Source organism: Selenomonas sp. KH1T6 (genome assembly GCF_900108415.1).
Lineage (GTDB): Bacteria > Bacillota > Negativicutes > Selenomonadales > Selenomonadaceae > Selenomonas_B > Selenomonas_B ruminantium_A.
The window spans coordinates 12006-31533 of record NZ_FNWN01000013.1 but is presented as its reverse complement, the minus strand read 5'-3'; the positions used below and the strand labels follow the sequence as shown (position 1 = coordinate 31533).

The window sequence follows — 19528 nt, the reverse complement described above, 5'->3', positions numbered from 1 at the left end:
TTTACACATTGACATACAGTATACATAAGTCTATAATACATAAACATATAAATGTCCTTATAGAGAGAACTTGAGAAGGAAGGCTTTATTATGAATGGACTTATGTTAGTGGGAGGAGCTCTTGTGGTCTTTGTGGCCGCCTATCTGCTTTATGGGCGCTGGCTGGTGAAGACCTGGGGGATTGATCCCAAGGCGAAGACGCCTGCGGTGGAGCTGGAGGACGGAGGGGATTTTGCCCCGGCTTCACGGTTTACGGTGTTTGCTCATCAGTTTTCTTCCATCACGGGGGCTGGTCCTGTGACGGGCCCTATCATCGCAGCCATGTTTGGCTGGGCTCCGGCTCTTATATGGCTGCTGGTGGGTGGCGTGTTCTTTGGGGCGGTACAGGATTTCACTGCCCTGTATGCTTCGGTGAAGAACAAGGGCCAGTCCATGGGGATGATGATTGAAGCGTATGTGGGACGTACGGGCAGGAGGCTTTTCCTCTTGTTCTGCTGGCTGTTCACCTTGCTGGTGCTGGCAGCCTTTGCTGACATCCTGGCAGGTACCTTCGCCGGCACTTTGAAGGACGGCAGCCTGAATGTGCCGGGGGCGCAGGCAGCTTCCATATCTCTCCTTTACATCGTGGTGGCCATGGGCTTTGGCTTCTTCATCAGGAAGGTGAATCCCAGCGGCGTGGTGAAGCTGCTGGTGGCTATCGTTTTGGTGGCAGCTATGTTTGCTGCTGGTATGGCTTTCCCGCTGTATCTGGATATGCAGACCTGGCGTTATCTCACTTTCGGCTATTGCTTCATCGCTTCTGTCCTGCCCATGTGGCTGCTGATGGAGCCCCGTGATTATCTGAGCTCTTTCCTGCTGCTGGGGATGGTGGCAGGCGGCGTCATCGGTGTGGTGGCAGCTCAGCCGGTCATCAATATGCCTGCTTTCGTGGGCTTCACGGTGAACGGCCAGAGCCTGTTCCCCATTCTTTTCATCACCATTGCCTGCGGTGCCGTGTCCGGCTTCCACAGCCTGGTGAGCTCCGGTACTTCTTCCAAGGCCATTGCCAATGAGCGTGATATGCTGCCTGTGGGTTACGGCGCCATGCTGGTGGAATCCCTGCTGGGTGTGGTGGCTCTGGTCATCGCCTGTGCAGCTGCCTCTAACGGCCATCTGCCTCAGGGCACGCCTTTCCAGATTTTCGCCGGTGCCATCGGCGGTTTCTTCCAGATGTTTGGCCTGCCCGCTGCCGTTTCCGCGTGCGTGATTACCATGTGCGTGTCGGCCCTGGCCATGACTACCATTGATTCTGTGGCCCGCATTGGCCGCATGAGCTTCCAGGAGCTCTTTGCTGCAGGCCAGGGGGAGGAGGAAAATTCCTTCCAGAAGCTCTGCCAGAACAAGTATTTCTCCACTGTCGTGACTCTGGTGCTGGGCTTTGCCCTTTGCCAGGCCGGCTACATGAGCATCTGGCCACTGTTCGGTGCAGCTAATCAGCTGCTCTCCGCTCTGGTGCTGATTTCTCTGGCCGTGTTCCTGAAGGTCACTGGCCGCAAGGGCTGGATGCTCTACGTGCCCATGGTGTTCATGTTCCTGGTGACCATGAGCGCGCTGGTGCTTTCCGTGGTGGGCATTGTGACGAAGCTCTCTGCCGGCAATTTCGTCCTCATGGTGGACGGCCTGCAGCTGGTGCTGGCCCTTGCTCTGATGACCCTGGCCCTGCTGGTGGTGAAGCACTGCGGCAGGGAGCTAATGGGCAAAGAGGAAGTGGAGCTGGCCCACGGGAATTGAGATTGGCTCCTGTAAGATAGATAGAATATTATATATGAAAGTTCCCGTCGCTTGTGGTGGGCGGCGGGAAATTTGTTTTATTGCGTATTGCTCTTTATTTTGTATATGGTAGAATTAAATTGTTGTGTTTAAGTTCTTTAGCGATTGTACGTAGATAGTATGCCTTACCTCCACCGCTTGCGGGGGAGGTGGCAGCCCGAAGGGCTGACGGAAGGGGGATGAGGGGTCGAACAAGTCTGCTTCTAAGATGTTTGTACGACTCCTAGCCCCCCTTCCACCACCTTCGGTGGTCCCCCTCCCCCGCACGCGGTGGAGGTAACATCTGATATATCATTTTCTACCATATATGAAAGGGGTATAATTTAAATGAAAATCGTTATTGGCAGTGACCATGGTGCTGTGGCTTTGAAGGAAGAGGTCAAGATGGTGCTGAAGGAATTCGGTGACATCGAGATCAAGGATGTGGGCACTTTTGGCACTGAGTCTGTGGATTATCCTGATATCGCCGAGAAGGTCTGCGGTGAGATTGTGAGTGGCAAGGCTGACCGGGGCATCGTGCTCTGCGGCACTGGCATTGGCATTTCCATTGCTGCCAACAAGATCAAGGGCATTCGCTGCGCTCTGTGCACCGATGTGTACTCCGCCCGCATGTCCCGGGCTCATAACAATGCCAATGTGCTGGCTATGGGCGGGCGTGTGACTGGTTTTGGCCCTGCCGGGGAGATTGTCCGCGTCTGGGTGAAAGAGGAGTTCCAGGGGGGAAGGCATGAGCGCCGGGTGAATAAGATTATGGCGTTGGAAGAGAAGTAAGCCTTCTCTTTGCTCTATTTGTTAAGTTTCGGCTGTTCATTTCTTTGACGCAAAGAAACGAACCAAAGAAACAGCGGCCTTGCCTTTCATCCGTGAAAGCCAACGGCCGCGGGACGCCCATCCATGGGCTGAAGTTTGAGTTGTCTTGATGTTCATTTATGTGAGGGAGGCCGAGATATGAGTTTGATGTCCCACTTGAAAGACACCGATTCTGCGCTGGCGGAGGTTCTGGAGAAGGAACTTAACCGTCAGAGGAACAAGCTGGAGCTGATTGCCTCTGAGAATATTGTTAGCACTGCTGTCATGGAGGCTCAGGGCAGTGTGCTCACCAATAAGTACGCAGAAGGCTATCCTGGCAAGCGCTACTATGGCGGCTGCGAGTTCGTGGACGAGGTGGAGACCCTGGCCATCGAGCGTGCCAAGAAGCTCTTTGGGGCAGGGTATGCCAATGTGCAGCCTCATTCCGGGGCCCAGGCCAACATGGCTGTGTTCTTTGCCCTGCTGCAGCCCGGCGATACCGTCATGGGCATGAACCTCACGGACGGCGGCCACCTCACTCATGGCAGTCCTGTGAACATGAGCGGCAAGTACTTCAACATCGTGGCCTACGGCGTGGATAAGGAAACGGAGCGCATTGACTACGATGCCCTGGAGGAGCAGGCGAAGAAAGTGATGCCCAGGCTCATTGTGGCCGGTGCTTCTGCCTATGCCCGCACTCTGGATTTCCCCCGTCTTTCCGAGATTGCCCGGAAGGCCGGTGCTTATCTCATGGTGGATATCGCCCATATCGCAGGCCTGGTGGCTGCAGGACTTCACCCCAGCCCGGTGCCTTATGCTGATGTGGTCACCACCACTACCCACAAGACCCTGCGCGGTCCCCGTGGCGGCATGATCCTCTGCCGTGATGCCGAGTTCGGCAAGCAGTTCAACAAGGCTGTCTTCCCTGGCATCCAGGGTGGCCCCCTGATGCATGTCATCGCTGCGAAAGCTGCAGCTCTGGGTGAGGCGCTGAAGCCTGAGTTCAAGGAATATGCTTCCCAGGTGGTGAAGAACGCCGCAGTCCTTGCCCAGACTCTGCAGGACAAGGGCTTCCGCATTGTTTCCGGCGGCACGGACAACCATCTGATGCTGGTTGACCTCACCAATAAGAGCATCACTGGCAAGGTGGCTCAGACGGTGCTGGATGAGGTGAATATCACCGCCAACCGCAACACCATTCCCTTCGAGCCCCTGAGCCCATTCATCACCAGCGGCCTGCGTCTGGGCAGCCCTGCCCTCACCACCCGCGGCTTCAAAGAGGACGATATGAAGGAAGTGGGCGAAATCATCGCCATGGTTCTCAGCGATGTGGATAATGAGAGCGTGAAGGAGCAGGCCCGCAAACGCGTGGCAGCCCTCTGCCAGAAGTATCCGTTGTATGAGTGAGTAACTGATTAGTAGAACAAGCCTCCACCGCTTGCGGGGGAGGGGGACCGTCGAAGACGGTGGAAGGGGGGATTTTGGGCCCTGCTCATCGCCCCTTCCGTCAGCCTTCGGCTGCCACCTCCCCCGTTTCACGGTGGAGGCTTTTTCAGTTGGCAAAATGCTATTCTTTGGTTATAATTGACTTAAATGATTTACTTATAGAGAATTAAGAGGAAATAACCATGGAAGATAAAGTAACAATCACGGATGTGGCGAAGTTGGCTGGGGTCTCCAAGAGCACCGTGTCGCGTTATCTGAATAACGGCTATATCAGCGTAGAGAAGCAGGAGCGTGTTCGTGCGGCCATAGCTGAGACCGGTTTCAAGTCCAACTTTTTCGCCAAGCGCCTCAAGACCAAGGAGAGCAAACTCATTGGCATCGTGCTGCCCCGCATGGACTCCGTGTCCGTGGGCAAGCTCCTGTCCGGCTTTGCCCGCATCTTTGAGCCCCAGGGCTATCAGGGACTGCTGCTGGTCAGCAATCTTGATGTGGAGAAGGAGCTGCAGAATATCGAAAGCCTGCAGCAGCAGGGCGTAGACGGCATCATCGTGGACTCTGTAGGCATCACGGCGCGGCACAGGGAGCTGGCTGAGACCTCCGGCGTGCCTTTGGTCATTACAGGCCAGCAGGAAGCAGGGCTGGAGTGCGTCAAGATTGACGACTTCGGGGCCGGCCATATGATGGGGGCCTACCTCAGGAGCCAGGGCCATACACGGGCTGTTTTTGCGGGGGTAACTGAAACTGATACCGCTGTGGGCATAGAGCGTCGCAAGGGCTTTGTGGAGGCTTTTACCAAAGGTGAGACAGATGCCACGGTGGATTTCGTGCAGACAGGCTTTGACTTCCTCTCTGCTTACAACAAGGCCGCGGATATCCTGGCCTGCCGTCCCACGGTGATAGTGGGGGCCACGGATAATATCAGCCTGGGCATTCTCAGGTACCTTCACGAGCGTGGCATCAAGGTGCCCCAGGATGTTTCCGTCACGGGCTTTGGCGGCTATGATGTGGGGGCGGTGGTGTACCCGGCCCTCACCACCATCTTCTTTGACTACGAGCTGGTGGGCATGAAGGCAGCCAAATTCCTGCTGGACAAGCTGGCGGGCAAAGAGGAACACGAGAATATGGATATGCCCCTGCTGTTTGTAGAGCGAGAGAGTGTCCGTAACCTTAAGAAGGGGACGAATGGAGAAAACTATGACTTGCGGGCAATGATCTAGTATCAGCGGTGCAGACTGAAAAGCCCTCTCCCTAGGGGAAGGCTAAAAAATCCCCCTCCTTTTAGGAGGGGGACAAAAAGCTATGTTACTTCTTGGTGAAGGTGATGTGTGCGCCTACGGTCACGGTGGGCTGGGAGGGGCCTTTGACGATGATCTGGCCGGGCATGGAACCTTCGGCGTTGAACACTATAGTGCAGTGGCCTTCTTCCCGGATGTTCTGGTTGGCTACATCTCCCACCTTCTCTACGGTGTACTTGATGCCGCCCATGAGCAGGTGGTCGCCCTTCTTGATGTCCTCAGTGAGATCACCGTGGGTGTGCTCAATGACCATGTCAGCCAGATTGGGACGGATGCCCTCATCCAAAAGGATGGTGCTGTTGTTGTTTTCCAGGAAAGTGCGGGCAAGCTTGCCGATGTTAGTGATGGCCACATCGTACTTAATGTCCATAATGGCGTTTCCTCCTCCTAAATAATACGCTTCATAACGGATGAAAAGATAGTTAATATTAGTATAACGTACTTTTTATGATATTTCCATAAAAAAATGGAATAAAATTTGAAAACAAGTATTGACACCTGCACGTCCTTAGGCTATAATACTATTCGTTGACAGCCGAGAGGCAGGAAACACAGGGGTATCGCCAAGTTGGTAAGGCACGGGATTCTGAATCCCGCATGCGTTGGTTCGAGTCCAGCTACCCCTGCCATTTGAAATGATAGCACCGCTTCGGCGGTGCTTTTTTGCGTTTCCGGGTAAAATTGCACTGAATTGCTGAAAAAAGATAAATAAACCTATTGACATGATAGGTGTAATGATGTAACATTAACTCCATCATCAAGAACGCGAGAGCTGACTGGAAAAACCAGAGGTTCTGCACGAGGAATGTTTATTTCCCGTGCAGGGCCTCTTTTTCTTTGCCTTATGAACAGTTCCTCAAGAAAGGTTGTGGTGCCGATGGAATATTGTTGTAACAGCGAGAAGATCATCATGAGGTACAAGCGAATGTGGATTTAAGCACTAGGAGGGATTTTTCATGATTGCCGCCCAGGAAAGTATGACCGCCAAGCTCTGCTCTTTTGCCAGAGCATATCATTCCATGCTGGGGAAGAACAAGATATTCGATGACTACCTGGCCTATGACATCATCGGCAAGGATGAATATGACAAAATCGGGGACTTGCTCAAGGGGCAGGCGGAAGCCGCCCGGCATTTTCCCAAGTACGGTTTTGAGAGCCTGCAGGTTTTTGAGGAAATGGACAGCTGCTTCTCTCCCATTGCCCTCTCCCGGGTGGCCTTTGCAGAAAGGGCCCTGGAGCGGTTTGCCCAGCGGCAGAGCGCCTGCCAGTATGTGATCTGCGGGGCGGGCATGGACACCTTTGCCTTCCGCAATTCTGACGAGGCGGTGCAGGTCTTCGAGCTGGACCACCCGGACACCCAGGCCTACAAGCTGAGGCGCATACATGACCTGCGCTGGAAGATTCCCCAGAATGTCCACTACGGAGCTATAGATTTTGAAAAGGAGGATCTGGGGAGGACGCTGCTGCACAGCGGCTTCGGCCCAAATGTGCCCACCTTCTTCTCTCTGCTGGGTGTTTCCTATTATCTCACCCAGGAGGCTTTCAAGGATTTCGTGGGCAGCGTCAGCACCCTTTCGTCGGCGGGCAGCCAGTTTGTGCTGGACTTCCCGGATGACAGTACCTTTGAGGATGCTTCCTCCCGCATGGGGCGTTTGGCGGAACTGACCGAGCAGCTGGGGGAACCTATGGGACATGGCTATTCTCTGGACGAAATGAGGGAAATCCTTTCTGCCGAGGGCTTTGTGATTCGCACTCATGAGGCCCCCGATGATATACAGCGGCATTTCTTCGCAGGCCGTACAGACAAGCAGCAGGCAGTGGAAAATGTCCACTTCCTGCTGGCGGAGAAACAGGGACATTGATTCGAGGCGTTCGGGCTGCAGGCATAGCAACGCTTCACTATGTTCCGCTTATGCTATGCCTGCAGCCCTCACTCACGGGACGATGCTTGTGCCAGTAATACAGATATATGAAAGGAAGTTTTTTATGAGCTATACAGCTTTTGATACACTTTTGATTCACGGCGGTACGGACGGTGACAGGCACACCGGTGCTGTCACGGTGCCCATCTACCAGACCTCCACTTTCCAGCAGGACGGTCTGGGGGAACTTCGCGAGGGTTGGGAGTACAGCCGCACGGGCAACCCCACCAGAGCTGCCCTGGAGAATCTCATCGCCCAGCTGGAAGGAGGCGAAGCAGGATTTGCCTTTGCTTCCGGCATGGCGGCCATTACGGCGGTGCTGAACCTCTTCAGGAGCGGGGACAAGATATTGCTTTCCAGCAACGTCTACGGAGGTACCTTCCGGGTGCTGGACAAGGTTTTCTCCAACTTCGGACTGAGCTATTCACTGGAGGACACGGGAAAGCTGGCGGAGCTGGAGGAGAAGTTCACTCCTGAGGTCAAGGCCATCATCATCGAGAGCCCTGCCAATCCCCTGCTTTCCATCACGGACATCAGGGCGGTGTCGGAAATCGCCCACCGTCACGGGGCGCTGGTCATTGTGGACAATACCTTTATGACCCCGTATCTCCAGAAGCCCTTGGCCCTGGGGGCAGATGTCGTGGTGCACAGCGCCACCAAGTATCTGGGAGGCCACAGCGACCTGGTGGCGGGACTGGTGGTGACGAAAACGAAGGAGCAGGCAGAGCAGGTGGCCTTTATCCAGAACAGCACCGGGGCGGTGCTGGGTCCCCAGGATGCCTTCCTGCTGATTCGCGGCATCAAGACTTTGGGAGTGCGTCTGGACCGCCATGTGGAGAATGCCAAATATCTGGCAGAGTGGCTGGAGGGCAGCACCGAGGTGAAGAAGGTTTATTATCCGGGGCTTACCAGCCATGAGGGTTTCGAGGTGCATCAGCTGCAGGCCAGGAACGGCGGCGCCATGATTTCCTTCGAGCTGACTGAGGGCCATGATGTGGGCAGATTCTTCAAGGCTTTGGGCCTCATCGCCCTGGCAGAGAGCCTGGGGGGCGTGGAGAGCCTGGTGTGCCACCCCGCCACCATGACCCATGCGGCTATTCCCAAGGAGACACGGGAGAAAATAGGCATCACGGACAATCTCATTCGCCTGTCCGTGGGTATCGAGGACAAGGGGAACCTCTTGCAGGACCTCAATCAGGCGATAGAGGCCAGCCGGGTGTAGCATGATGAGGCGTTTGCATTATTAGGCGTTCGGCGCACAGGCATAGCAATGCTTCACTTGGAAATTTACCATAGAATCTAAGCTCCCACTGCGCGAAGCTATGCTTCGCAGAGCGTCCCTTGTGTTCACTAAGATTTATGGAAAATTTCCAAACGTTCCGCTTATGCTATGCCTGCGCACCTCACTTACTTTGGCAGCAGGAAGTATACATAAGAATTGTGCATAAGAAATCAGGAGAGGAAAGTCACCATGAAGTATTTCAAATCAATGCAGGAGCTCATCGGGCATACGCCGCTCGTTGAGCTGACACATTTCAAATTGCCGGAGGGCGTCCGGCTCTTTGCCAAACTGGAATTGTGGAACCCCGGCGGCAGCGCCAAGGACCGTGTGGGCCGGGCTATGATCCAGGCGGCAGAGAAAGCAGGTGACTTGAAACCGGGCGGTACCATCATCGAGGCCACGGCGGGCAATACGGGCCTGGGCGTTGCCTTTGCCGCCCTGAACCGCGGCTACCGGGTGATTTTCGTGGTGCCGGAGAAGTTCTCAGCCGAAAAGCAGACTTTGATGAAGGCGCTGGGGGCGGAACTGGTCCATACGCCCCGGGCTGGGGGCATGCTGGGAGCGGCGGCCAAAGCAGAGGAATTGAGAAAGGAAATTCCCGGGGCCATCACCCTGAAGCAGTTCGAGAATCCCGCCAATCCCCAGGCCCATTACGAGACTACGGGGCCGGAGATCTATGAGGATTTGGACGGCCAGGTGGATTATCTGGTGTCCGGGGCCGGCAGCGGCGGCACCTTCAGCGGCATCATGCGCTATCTGAAGGAGCAGAACCCCAGGATTCAGGGAGTGCTGGCCGACCCTTACGGCTCCATCATCGGCGGCGGGGAACATGGGGATTATGAGATAGAGGGGATAGGAAATGACTTCATTGCCAAGACCATGGAGGTTTCCTTCATTGACAAAGTATATAAGATTACGGATGCGGAGGCTTTCGAGAGTGTGCGCCGTCTGGCTCTTCAAGAGGGAATCTTTGCCGGTTCCTCCAGCGGCGCGGCCCTGGCCGCTGCCCTGAAGCTGGCAGCGGAGGGGGCCAAGGGAAATATCGTGGTGCCCATCATAGACAGGGCGGAGAGGTATTTCAGCAAGCACATATTGGAAGGGTGATTCAATGGCATATAGAATAGCTTTTGCCACCAGTGACGGGGAGCATATCGACCGCCACTTCGGCGCGGCCGAGGGCTTCCTTATCGTGGAGGTGCAGCAGGACGGCTCCTATCTGGAGCTGGCGAAAAGAGCAGGCCACCCGCCCTGTCGCCACGGTTTCCATGACGAGGGGGTCATGCAGGAAGCTGTGAAGAATTTACGGGACTGCCTCTATGTGGCTGCCGAAGCCATCGGCCCGGGGGCACAGAAGGCGCTGGAAAGGGAAGGGGTCCTGCCTCTGGAAGTGCAGGATATTGACATAAATGAGGCTGTGAAACAGATACATAAGTATCAGGTGAACAAAGAAAGAGCAAGTGTGAAACATTAGAAGGGGGAACCCTATGGACAAGGAGAGAGTGCGGGAGCTGCACCCCTGCTTTGGAGCGAAGCAGAACCGGGGCAGGATTCACCTGCCGGTGGCGCCGGGGTGCAATCTGGAGTGCCGCTTCTGCGACAGGAAGATAAATGAGGAAGAAAACAGGCCGGGGGTGACGGCGAGAGTGATACAGCCGGTGGAGGCAGTGACATACGTCGAGCGCGCACTGACCTTCTGCCCGGAGCTCAGCGTCATCGGCATTGCAGGGCCAGGCGATACTTTGGCCACGGACAATGCCCTGAAAACTTTCCGGCTGCTGGGGAAGAAGTTCCCCGACCTGCTCAAGTGCATGAGCACCAACGGGCTGCTGCTGAATGAACGTGCCCAGGAGGTCATAGATGCGGGCATAGATACCCTGACAGTGACGGTGAACGCCGTTGACCCTGCCATCGAAGCGAAGATGATCAACGGGCTGGTCTATCATGGCAAGCGTTATGAAGGCGAAGAGGCCGGCCGCATCATCATCGAAAATCAGCTGGCAGGCATCCGCAAGGTATCTGCCGCCGGGGTCACGGTCAAAGTCAACACGGTATTGGTCAATGAGATCAACCGTTTCCATATAGGCGCTATTGCCAAGGCTGTGAAGGAGGCAGGGGCGACGATTTACAACATCATCCCTCTGATTCCCCAGCATGACCTGAAAGACTGCGAGGCGCCCAGCTGCGTGGACCTGTCAGTGGCCAGGGCAGAGGCGGGGAAGCACATTGATGTGTTCCGCCATTGCCAGCACTGTCGGGCTGATGCAGTGGGAGTGCCAGGGAAGAATAATTTCAGCAAGGAGGTTTATGGGGGGCTGCCCCGGGTAAAGGATACTTTTTCACATGGTTAAATGAAATAGAAGGAGAGATTTCGATGGCTAAAGAACTTCGACAGATTGCGATATATGGCAAGGGCGGCATTGGCAAATCCACTACTACTCAGAATTTGACGGCGGGGCTCACCGAACTGGGCAAGAACGTCATGGTGGTGGGCTGCGACCCCAAGGCTGATTCCACCCGCCTGCTCTTGGGGGGCTTAGCCCAGAAGACGGTGCTGGACACCCTGCGCGATGAAGGGGACGAGGTGGAGCTGGACAGCATCTTGAAGACCGGCTTTGGGGGAACCCGCTGTGTGGAGTCCGGCGGACCGGAGCCGGGGGTGGGCTGCGCAGGGCGCGGTATCATCACTTCCATTGGCCTTTTGGAGCGCCTGGGGGCTTATACGGATGACCTTGATTATGTCTTCTATGACGTCCTGGGTGACGTGGTCTGCGGCGGCTTTGCCATGCCTATCCGCGAGGGCAAGGCCAAGGAAATCTACATCGTGGCCAGTGGTGAGATGATGTCTCTTTACGCTGCCAACAACATTTCCAAGGGCATTGCCCGCTACGCAGCCAAGGGCGGGGTACGCCTGGGAGGCATTATCTGCAACAGCCGCAATGTGGATCGTGAGATTGAGCTTCTGCGGGCCTTTGCAGAGGAACTGGGCACCCAGCTCATTCACTTCGTGCCCCGTGACAATGTGGTGCAGCATGCGGAAATCCACAAGGAAACCGTCATCCAGTACAAGCCTCAGGCCAAGCAGGCAGATGAATACCGCCAGCTGGCCAGGAAAATAGAGGAAAACGAGATGTTTGTCATTCCCAAGCCCATGACCCAGGACAGGCTGGAGGAAATCCTGCTGGAGTACGGTCTCATGGACAACGTGGAAGACGACTATCGCATCTGACGGAGGGGAGAGTTTATGGCCAAAAAAATAAACCTGGATATTGCCTCCGTGGAGCAGCGTGAGCAACGCCTGGGCACCATTATCGCCTGGGACGGCACCACGGAGGATTTGCATAAGGCTTCAAATTATGAAGTGAGGGGCCAGCGGGACAGGGGCACGGGCTGCGCGGGGAACTGCCGCCTGTGCGAACTGCAGGGGCCTTTCACCCAGGGGTCGGTGTGCAGCGAGCAGATGGTTGAATGCCAGGCGGGCAATGTGCGGGACGCGGTGCTCATCCAGCACGCTCCCATCGGCTGCGGTGGCGGCCAGGTGCCCTACAACAACATCTATCGCAACGGACTGGCCATGCGGGGTTTTGAGGTAGAGAATATCCGCATCATCAATACCAACCTGTTGGAAAGCGACATGGTCTTCGGTGCGGCTGACAAGCTGCGGCAGTCCATTGATGACGCCTGGGAGCGCTACAAGCCGCAGGCTATCTTCGTGGCTTCTTCCTGCGCCACGGGCATCATCGGTGAGGACATCGAGAGCATTACGGACGAGAAGGAGGCGGAGCTGGGCATTCCCGTAATTCCCCTGGCCTGCGAGGGCTTCCGCTCCAAGCATTGGAGCACGGGCTTTGATGCCACCCAGCACGGTATCCTGCGTCAGATTGTGCGCAGGAATCCTACGAAAAAGCAGGAGGATCTGGTGAATGTCATCAACCTCTGGGGGTCCGATGTTTTCACCCCTTTGCTGGCCAATCTGAACCTCAGGGTCAACTATGTGGTGGACCTGGCTTCCGTAGAGGATTTGGCCCAGATGTCTGAGGCCGCTGCCACCGTGGGCTTCTGCTATACCCTGTCTTCCTATATGGCGGCAGCCCTGGAACAGCACTTTGGCGTGCCGGAGGTGAAGGCCCCCATGCCCTATGGCTTTGCGGGCACTGATGCCTGGCTCCGTGAGCTGGCCAGGGTCACCCATCGTGAGCACTTGGTGGAAGACTTCATTGCCAGGGAGCACGCCAGGGTGAAGCCCAAGATTGAGGAGCTCAAGAAAAAACTCAAGGGAGTCAAGGGCTTTGTGGCCACCGGCTCTGCCTACGCTCACGGCCTGATTCAGGTTTTGCGTGAACTGGAGGTGGAAGTGGAGGGCTCTCTGACCTTCCATCATGACCCGGTTTACGACAGCGGCGATGCCCGGGAAGATTCTCTGGGCCACCTCAATGAGCATTACGGCCAGGTGAAGAATTTCCACGTGTCCAACCGCCAGCAATACCAGCTTTATGCCTTCCTGCAGGAGAATCAGCCAGACTTCCTGCTGATCCGCCACAACGGCCTGGCACCGCTGGCCTCCCGCCTGGGGATTCCCGCTGCGCCGCTGGGGGATGAGCATATTGCCATCGGCTATGACGGCATTGTGAATCTGGGCGAAACCATCCTTGAGATTCTGGCTCACAAGAAGTTCCATGATGATATCAAGCAGCATGTGAAACTGCCTTACAAGAAGTGGTGGCTGGAGCAGAAGGACGCCTACATTCTTGCCAAGCATCCGGAACTGGCGGCCTTTGACGAGGAAGAGTATCGGGCGGAGCAGGAGAGAAAGGAGGCAGCCAATGCCTAAGATCAAGAAAAATGAAAACGGCCAGACCAATTCCATCAGCCAGGTGCGCTACGGCTGCGCTTTAGGTGCCCTGCATTCGGTCAGTGCCATTCCGGGGGCTATCCCCATCACCCACTGCGGCCCCGGCTGCGTGGACAAGCAGTATACCAGCCTTGTTTTCTACAATGGCTACCAGGGGGGCGGCTACTCCGGCGGCGCCGTGCCTCCCAGCTCCAACCTGCAGGAGAAGGACGTGGTTTTCGGCGGGGCGAAGCACCTTGACCAGCTCATAGAGGCTTCCCTGAAGATTATGGATGCCGACCTTTTCGTAGTGCTCAATGGCTGTATCCCCGAGATTGTGGGTGATGACATTGGCGCTGTGGTGGCCCGCTATCAGGAAAAGGGCGTGCCCATTGTGTCAGCCGAAACAGGCGGCTTCAAGGGCAACAACTTCACGGGCCATGAGATAGTCACCGAGGCCATTATAGAGCAGTATGTGGACAAGTACGCCAGGAAAGGCGAAAAGAAAAAAGGCCTCATCAATGTCTGGTCAGAGCTGCCCTTCCAGAACACCTTCTGGCGTGGGGATCTGACGGAACTGAAGCGCATTCTGGAAGGTGCCGGCTGGCAGGTGAATATCCTCTTCGGCCACGGCTGCCAAGGCGTGAAGGAATGGCTCACCATTCCAAATGCGGAGTTCAATCTGGTGGTAGGCCCCTGGCTGGGCCTTAAGACGGCGAAGCTGTTAGAAAAGAAGTACGACCAACCCTACCTCCATCTGCCGGTGCTGCCCATCGGCGCCAAGCAGGCAGCCGAGTTCCTGCGGGCCATCGCCGCCTTTGCCAAGGAAAACGAGGTGCAGACCGAGAGCTTCATCAAGCAGGAGGAAAAGGAGTATTACTACTATCTGGAACACTTCACAGATTTCTACGCCGAATACTGGTGGGGCCTGCCCGCAGCCTATTCGGTGGTCAGCGATGCGGCCTATAATCTGGCCCTGAACAAGTTCCTGGTGAACCAGCTGGGCCTGATTCCGGCGAAACAGATCATCACCGACCACACCCCGGAGAAATACCACGAGACCATCAGGGAGCAGTACAAGCACCTGGCCGAAGATGTGGCCGCCGAAGTGGAATTTGTGGAAGACGGCTACATCGTAGGCAGGCTGCTGAAAGAGCAGGACTACGGCCACAAGCCCCCGGTCATCTTCGGCACCAGCTGGGAGCGTGACATCGTCAAAGAACTCAAGGGCCATATCGTTGAGGTTAGCTACCCCGTGTCCTACGACGTGGTGCTGAACAAGACATATATAGGCTATAGAGGTGCCCTGACGCTTCTCGAAACCATCTTTACCACAGCCATCAGCAAGTCGGCATAACGCAAAAAAATCCTTGCCCTTCTCTTTGTAGGGGCAAGGATTTTTGCTGTCTGCTGTGCTGCATTAGGGTGCCAGGGTGACCTGCGGTGCGTTGGCTTCATCTTCTTCCTGGTACATATCCTCCATGCGGGCTACGGCCAGGGTGCTTACTACATCGCCGGTTACGTTAAGGGCGGTGTGGATCATGTCAATGGGGCGGAAGATGCCCACAATCATGCCCATGATGGCCGTGGGCAGGCCCATGGTGTTCAGCAGCATGATGGAAAGCACGATGCCACTGGCGGGTATGCCCGGGGTGCCGATGGAAATCAGGGTGGTCAGGAAAATGAACATGGCCTGCTGTCCCAGAGTGAGGTCAACACCGTAAATCTGGGAAACAAAGATGATGGTGACGGCGTAATAGACGGCAATGCCGTTCATGTTGATGGTGGCTCCCAGGGGCAGGGAGAAGGAGGCCAGCTCGCTTTTGACGTGGAACTCCTCCTCTGTGACCTTGAGACTGACCGGCAGGGTGCCAGAACTGCTGGTGGTGCTGAAGGCCACCAGCCAGATGCTGGTGAGCTTGCGGAAGAATTCCGTCAGGGGAATCCTGGCAATCGCTTTGATGATGAACAGGTATAAGAGAATGATGACGGAAAAGGCCCCCACATAATGGGTCAGGATGAACATGCCCAGGGCACTGAACATAGCCGTGCCATATTCGCCGATGCTGCAGGCTGCCAAAGCCATCACGCCGAAAGGCGTGGTCATCATGACAAGGTCGGTGAGCTTGAACATGATGAGGGTGCCCTCTTCCACGAACTTCTTCACGGTGCTGACCTTATCCCCAAGGACAGTCATGACGATGCCGAGGAAAGCGGCAAAGACAATGACCTGCATGATGTTGCCCTCACTGAGAGCGTGCAGCGGATTGTCGGGAATCATGCTCAGAAGGGTGCCGCCTACGGTCATGGGGGCAGCTTCCTTGATGGGTTCTCCCCCGGTGACAATCTGTTCGGCGCTGAAGCCTTTGCCGGGCTGCATGAGGTTGGCTACGGCCAGACCGATGATGGTGGAAAGGATGGTGGTGATGACATAGAAGCCCACTACCTTGGAGCCAATGCGCCTGAGTTTGCTGATGTCCCCGATATTGGCGATGCCGCCGATGATGGAAAAGAAAATCAAGGGGATGACAATCATTTGGATCAGGCGCAGGAAGATATCGCCTACGGGCTGCAGGAAAAGGATATCTTTCTGAAAGATGATGCCGAGGGAGGTGCCGATGACAAAGGCAATCAGCACCTGTGTCGCTAGATTTGCTTTCTTCATAATGCCTCCTAAATAAATACAGATGAATAACATAAAAAGACATGACTATGCAAAACATAGCAGCTACAGAGTTTTGCGGTAATAAGAGTATATACCCCCTTTAGGACAGGTGTCAATTTGTATAGATAAAAAATACCCATTGACATGATAGGTGTAATAGTGTAACATTAACCCATCGCCAGAAGGGCGGGAAAACTGACTGGATAACCGGAGGTTTTGCATAGAGACAGTTCTGTGCAAAACCTTTTTTCGTATATGTCGGAGGTGGCGGGGATGTTGCATTGTGACAGTGATTTTGCCAGGGCAAGCCGGAGGTATTTCCATCAGCATCCGGAACTCAGCTTGCAGGAATACGGGACCGCAAAGTATATCAGGGAAAAGCTGACGGAATTTGGCATAGAATACAGGACGGTGGGGGAGACAGGAACTTACGGCTGGATACGGGGGAGGTCTGACAATGGCAGGAAAATCCTGCTGCGGGCGGATATAGATGCCCTGCCTTTGGAAGAACAGACAGACCTTCCCTACAAGTCGGTGAATCCCGGCGTCATGCACGCCTGCGGCCATGATATCCATGCGGCGGCGTTGCTGGCGGCGGCCAAGAAGCTGGCGGAGGTCCGGGAGGAGTTTTCCGGCACGGTGCTGCTGGCCTTCCAGCAGGCCGAGGAGAAGGGCCATGGTGCCCGGTATTTCCAGGAACTGGGGCTGACCAGGGGCTATGACAGGGCTTTCGGCGTGCATATCGCCCCGGATGTGCCTGTGGGCACGGTGGTGCTGTCCCGGAAAGAGGACGCGGCCTCCTGCGATTTTTTCCGCCTCACCATTAAGGGCAGGAAAGCTCATACCTCCAAGCCACATTTGGGAAATGATGCTCTGCAAGCCGGAGCAACGCTGGTGGGGGAGATTGCCAAGCTGCCCGGCAGGCTGTTGCCCCCTGCAGAACCAATCAATATCGGCATTGGCACCTTCAAGGCAGGCACTTCTTACAACATTGTGGCTGACAGCGCCGTCATTGAAGGCAGCATCCGAACCTTTTCCGAAGACAGCCGCAGCCGGCTCAAGGAAAAGATTGGGGAGCTGGCCGACAGCGTGGAGCTCATCTACGGCGTGCAGGTGCTCTGCGAATATGAATGCTTTGCCAAAGCCCTGCTCAATGATGAGACTGCCCGGCAGGAAGTGGCCCGGGTGGCGGCTTCCCTGCTGGGAGAGGTCAAGGTGCAGCTTTCTGAGCAGCCAGTCTTCGGCTTTGCCGGGGATGATTTTTCCGAATTCCTGCAGGAAAGCCAGGGAGCCTATGCCCATGTGGGCGTATGGCAGGAAGGCTCAGCTTCGGCTAAAGTGCTACATAACGAAAAGCTGGCTCCGGCGGAAGAAGCCGTGGACATTGCCGCAGATTTGCATATCAATTATGCTCTGGCCTTTTTACAAAAGTATTCTGTTAGTTGACATCTTTACACACCGTATGTTAAGGTATAACAAAACCTACTAATCCACTATGGAATTATGTTATGTGACCATACGAGGAGGCTTTCACCATGGAAAAACACGAATTCGCTCACTTCAGCCATAATCTGCAGCACGATATGCGCATCCGTATCTACGGCCAGGGCGGAACTCCCATTTTGGTGTTCCCCACCCAGGACGCCATGTGCGATAACTTTGAGAACTTCGGCATGATTGATACCCTGGCTGACTATCTGGACCAGGGACGCATTCAGCTTTTCTGCGTGGACACGGTGGATGCCAAGACCTGGTCCAATGTCTGGGGGGACAAAGACTGGCGGGCCGGCCATCAGGAAGCCTATTACCGCTATATCATCGACGAGGTGCTGCCCCTCATCAGGGAGCGGAATAATTCCGGCCAGCTGCCTGTGGCTGCTGGCTGCAGCCTGGGGGGCATGCACGCCGCCATCGTCTTCCTGCGCCGCCCGGAATTATTCTCCGGCATGCTGTCCCTCTCCGGGGTCTATGATGCCAAATTCTTCTTTGACGGCTGGCTGAACCCCACCCTTTACGACAACTCTCCCATAGATTTCCTTTCCAATATGGATGGCAATCACCCCTACATCAGGCAATACAATGAGAAGCCCGTGGTTCTCTGTGTGGGCCAGGGAGCCTGGGAGGACGAGGGACGCCGCACCACCGCCATCATGCGGGACATCTTCGAGGCCAAGGGCATCAATGGCACTGTGGATTTCTGGGGCTTTGATGTGGAGCATGACTGGCGCTGGTGGAAGCAGCAGATCCGCTATTTCCTGCCCCGCTTTGTGCATTGATTATTTTGGAGGTTTGTGACTGATGAATTTTGTGTATATCTCTCCCCAGTTTCCCAAGCATTACGCCAACTTCTGTGACCGCCTGCACAAGAACGGGGTCACGGTGCTGGGTATTGGGGACACTCCCTATGATGACCTGGCCGAGGAACTGAAGGAAGCCCTGACGGAATACTACTTCGTGCCGGAGCTCTCCGACTATGATGCAGTGTTCCGGGCAGTAGCCTTCTTCTCTTTCAAGTATGGGAAGATTGACTGGCTGGAATCCAACAATGAGTTCTGGCTGGAGCAGGATGCCCGCCTGCGGACGGACTTCCACATCACCACGGGAGAGCAGTACGCAAATATCGGCCGCATCAAGCACAAATCTGCCATGAAGGAATATTACGCCAAGGCCGGAGTGCCCACGGCCCGTCTGGCAAAAGTCACAGATTACGAGGCGGCCAGGGCTTTCATCGGCCAGGTGGGTTATCCTGTCATCGTGAAGCCGGACACCGGAGTGGGGGCCACGGACACCTTCAAGCTGGAAAATGACGAGGACCTGGGCCGCTTCTTTGCCAATAAGCCCGATGCTCCCTATGTGATGGAGGATTTCATCACGGGAGATATCTGCTCCTATGATGCGATCCTGGACAATGAGGGCAATCCCCTGCTGGAGTCCATGACCGTCTGGCCTCCTTCAGTCATGGATATTGTGATTCAGCAGCTGGATCTTTCCTATTATACGGTTGACCATGCCCCTGAGGCCCTGAAGCAGATGGGCCGGGCCACGGTGAAGTCTTTTGGGGTCAAGAGCCGCTTCGTGCATCTGGAATTCTTCCGCCTGACTAAGGCCAAGCAGGGCCTGGGTGAGGTAGGCGACTTCGTGGGTCTGGAGGTCAACATGCGTCCCGCAGGTGGCTACACGCCGGATATGATTGACTTCGCCCACTCCACGGATGTGTACCAGATTTGGGCAGACATGGTGACGGATAACGTGAGGAAACTGCCGGACAGCGGCGAGCATTGCTACTGCGTTTACGCCAGCCGCCGTGACTGCCACAACTATGCCCACAGCCATGAGGAGATTCTTGAGCGCTACGGCGAGGCCATCGTCATGTGCGAGCGCATGCCGGAGATGATGGTGCCCCAGATGGGCAACCAGATGTATACAGCCAGGGTGCCGGATTACGAGGCTACTATGGAGTTCATCCGCTTCGTGCAGGAACAGGTCTGAAAT

17 protein-coding genes and 1 tRNA gene are annotated in these 19528 nt (G+C 55.5%); 16 read left to right on the top strand and 2 right to left on the bottom strand.

Features of this window, described 5'->3' with window-relative positions; genetic code table 11:
- The first annotated feature begins 90 nt into the window (after positions 1-90).
- The 4 genes from BLW59_RS09310 to BLW59_RS09295 all read left to right on the top strand — a co-directional run bounded on the left by BLW59_RS09310 (position 91) and on the right by BLW59_RS09295 (position 5261).
- Entirely contained in the window at positions 91-1770 is a 1680-nt protein-coding gene (locus tag BLW59_RS09310) for a carbon starvation protein A (protein WP_074697574.1), read from the top strand.
- Positions 1771-2136: 366 nt separating this feature from the next.
- A complete protein-coding gene (gene rpiB / locus BLW59_RS09305) occupies positions 2137-2580 on the top strand; it encodes a ribose 5-phosphate isomerase B (protein ID WP_029542605.1) in 444 nt (147 codons plus the stop codon).
- Between the two features lie 177 nt (positions 2581-2757).
- The gene (glyA, locus tag BLW59_RS09300) at positions 2758-4005 is read left to right on the top strand and encodes a serine hydroxymethyltransferase (protein WP_074697573.1); all 1248 of its coding nucleotides are present in this window, start codon (positions 2758-2760) and stop codon (positions 4003-4005) included.
- 221 nt (positions 4006-4226) lie between these two features.
- Complete coding sequence (locus tag BLW59_RS09295; RefSeq protein WP_029542608.1) at positions 4227-5261, top strand: LacI family DNA-binding transcriptional regulator; 1035 nt, start codon at positions 4227-4229, stop codon at positions 5259-5261.
- An 85-nt stretch (positions 5262-5346) separates the two neighbouring features.
- Here the strand turns inward: BLW59_RS09295 and BLW59_RS09290 are convergent, their stop codons facing one another.
- Positions 5347-5709: a PTS glucitol/sorbitol transporter subunit IIA gene (locus tag BLW59_RS09290; protein WP_081348472.1), complete on the bottom strand. Its 363-nt coding sequence runs from the start codon at positions 5707-5709 to the stop codon at positions 5347-5349.
- Positions 5710-5892: 183 nt separating this feature from the next.
- Here BLW59_RS09290 and BLW59_RS09285 point away from each other — a divergent pair.
- The 9 genes from BLW59_RS09285 (at position 5893) to BLW59_RS09245 (ending at position 14728) form a co-directional block, all read left to right on the top strand.
- Positions 5893-5968 (top strand) — tRNA-Gln (locus tag BLW59_RS09285).
- Positions 5969-6295: 327 nt separating this feature from the next.
- Positions 6296-7201, top strand: a complete 906-nt coding sequence (locus BLW59_RS09280; RefSeq protein WP_074697572.1) for a class I SAM-dependent methyltransferase — start codon at positions 6296-6298, stop codon at positions 7199-7201.
- Positions 7202-7325: 124 nt separating this feature from the next.
- Positions 7326-8483: a trans-sulfuration enzyme family protein gene (locus BLW59_RS09275; RefSeq protein ID WP_074697571.1), complete on the top strand. Its 1158-nt coding sequence runs from the start codon at positions 7326-7328 to the stop codon at positions 8481-8483.
- Between the two features lie 249 nt (positions 8484-8732).
- Complete coding sequence (locus tag BLW59_RS09270; RefSeq protein ID WP_074697570.1) at positions 8733-9647, top strand: PLP-dependent cysteine synthase family protein; 915 nt, start codon at positions 8733-8735, stop codon at positions 9645-9647.
- 4 nt (positions 9648-9651) lie between these two features.
- Positions 9652-10014: a NifB/NifX family molybdenum-iron cluster-binding protein gene (locus BLW59_RS09265; protein ID WP_029542618.1), complete on the top strand. Its 363-nt coding sequence runs from the start codon at positions 9652-9654 to the stop codon at positions 10012-10014.
- Between the two features lie 13 nt (positions 10015-10027).
- The gene (locus tag BLW59_RS09260) at positions 10028-10891 is read left to right on the top strand and encodes a radical SAM protein (RefSeq protein ID WP_074697569.1); all 864 of its coding nucleotides are present in this window, start codon (positions 10028-10030) and stop codon (positions 10889-10891) included.
- 23 nt (positions 10892-10914) lie between these two features.
- The gene (nifH, locus tag BLW59_RS09255) at positions 10915-11769 is read left to right on the top strand and encodes a nitrogenase iron protein (RefSeq protein ID WP_029542622.1); all 855 of its coding nucleotides are present in this window, start codon (positions 10915-10917) and stop codon (positions 11767-11769) included.
- Between the two features lie 15 nt (positions 11770-11784).
- Positions 11785-13371 carry a nitrogenase component 1 gene (locus tag BLW59_RS09250; RefSeq protein WP_074697568.1) on the top strand — a complete coding sequence of 529 codons (1587 nt, stop codon included), beginning with the start codon at positions 11785-11787 and terminating at the stop codon, positions 13369-13371.
- Complete coding sequence (locus BLW59_RS09245) at positions 13364-14728, top strand: nitrogenase component 1 (protein WP_074697567.1); 1365 nt, start codon at positions 13364-13366, stop codon at positions 14726-14728. The genes BLW59_RS09250 and BLW59_RS09245 overlap by 8 nt, the downstream gene beginning before the upstream one ends.
- A 63-nt stretch (positions 14729-14791) precedes the next feature.
- Here the strand turns inward: BLW59_RS09245 and BLW59_RS09240 are convergent, their stop codons facing one another.
- Positions 14792-16036, bottom strand: a complete 1245-nt coding sequence (locus BLW59_RS09240; protein ID WP_074697566.1) for a dicarboxylate/amino acid:cation symporter — start codon at positions 16034-16036, stop codon at positions 14792-14794.
- 273 nt (positions 16037-16309) lie between these two features.
- Between BLW59_RS09240 and BLW59_RS09235 the strand changes: the two genes are divergently transcribed.
- The 3 genes from BLW59_RS09235 to BLW59_RS09225 all read left to right on the top strand — a co-directional run bounded on the left by BLW59_RS09235 (position 16310) and on the right by BLW59_RS09225 (position 19525).
- Complete coding sequence (locus tag BLW59_RS09235; protein ID WP_074697565.1) at positions 16310-17482, top strand: M20 metallopeptidase family protein; 1173 nt, start codon at positions 16310-16312, stop codon at positions 17480-17482.
- An 89-nt stretch (positions 17483-17571) separates the two neighbouring features.
- Complete coding sequence (locus BLW59_RS09230) at positions 17572-18312, top strand: esterase family protein (protein ID WP_074697564.1); 741 nt, start codon at positions 17572-17574, stop codon at positions 18310-18312.
- A 22-nt stretch (positions 18313-18334) separates the two neighbouring features.
- Positions 18335-19525 carry an ATP-grasp domain-containing protein gene (locus BLW59_RS09225; RefSeq protein WP_074697563.1) on the top strand — a complete coding sequence of 397 codons (1191 nt, stop codon included), beginning with the start codon at positions 18335-18337 and terminating at the stop codon, positions 19523-19525.
- The last annotated feature ends 3 nt before the right edge of the window (positions 19526-19528 follow it).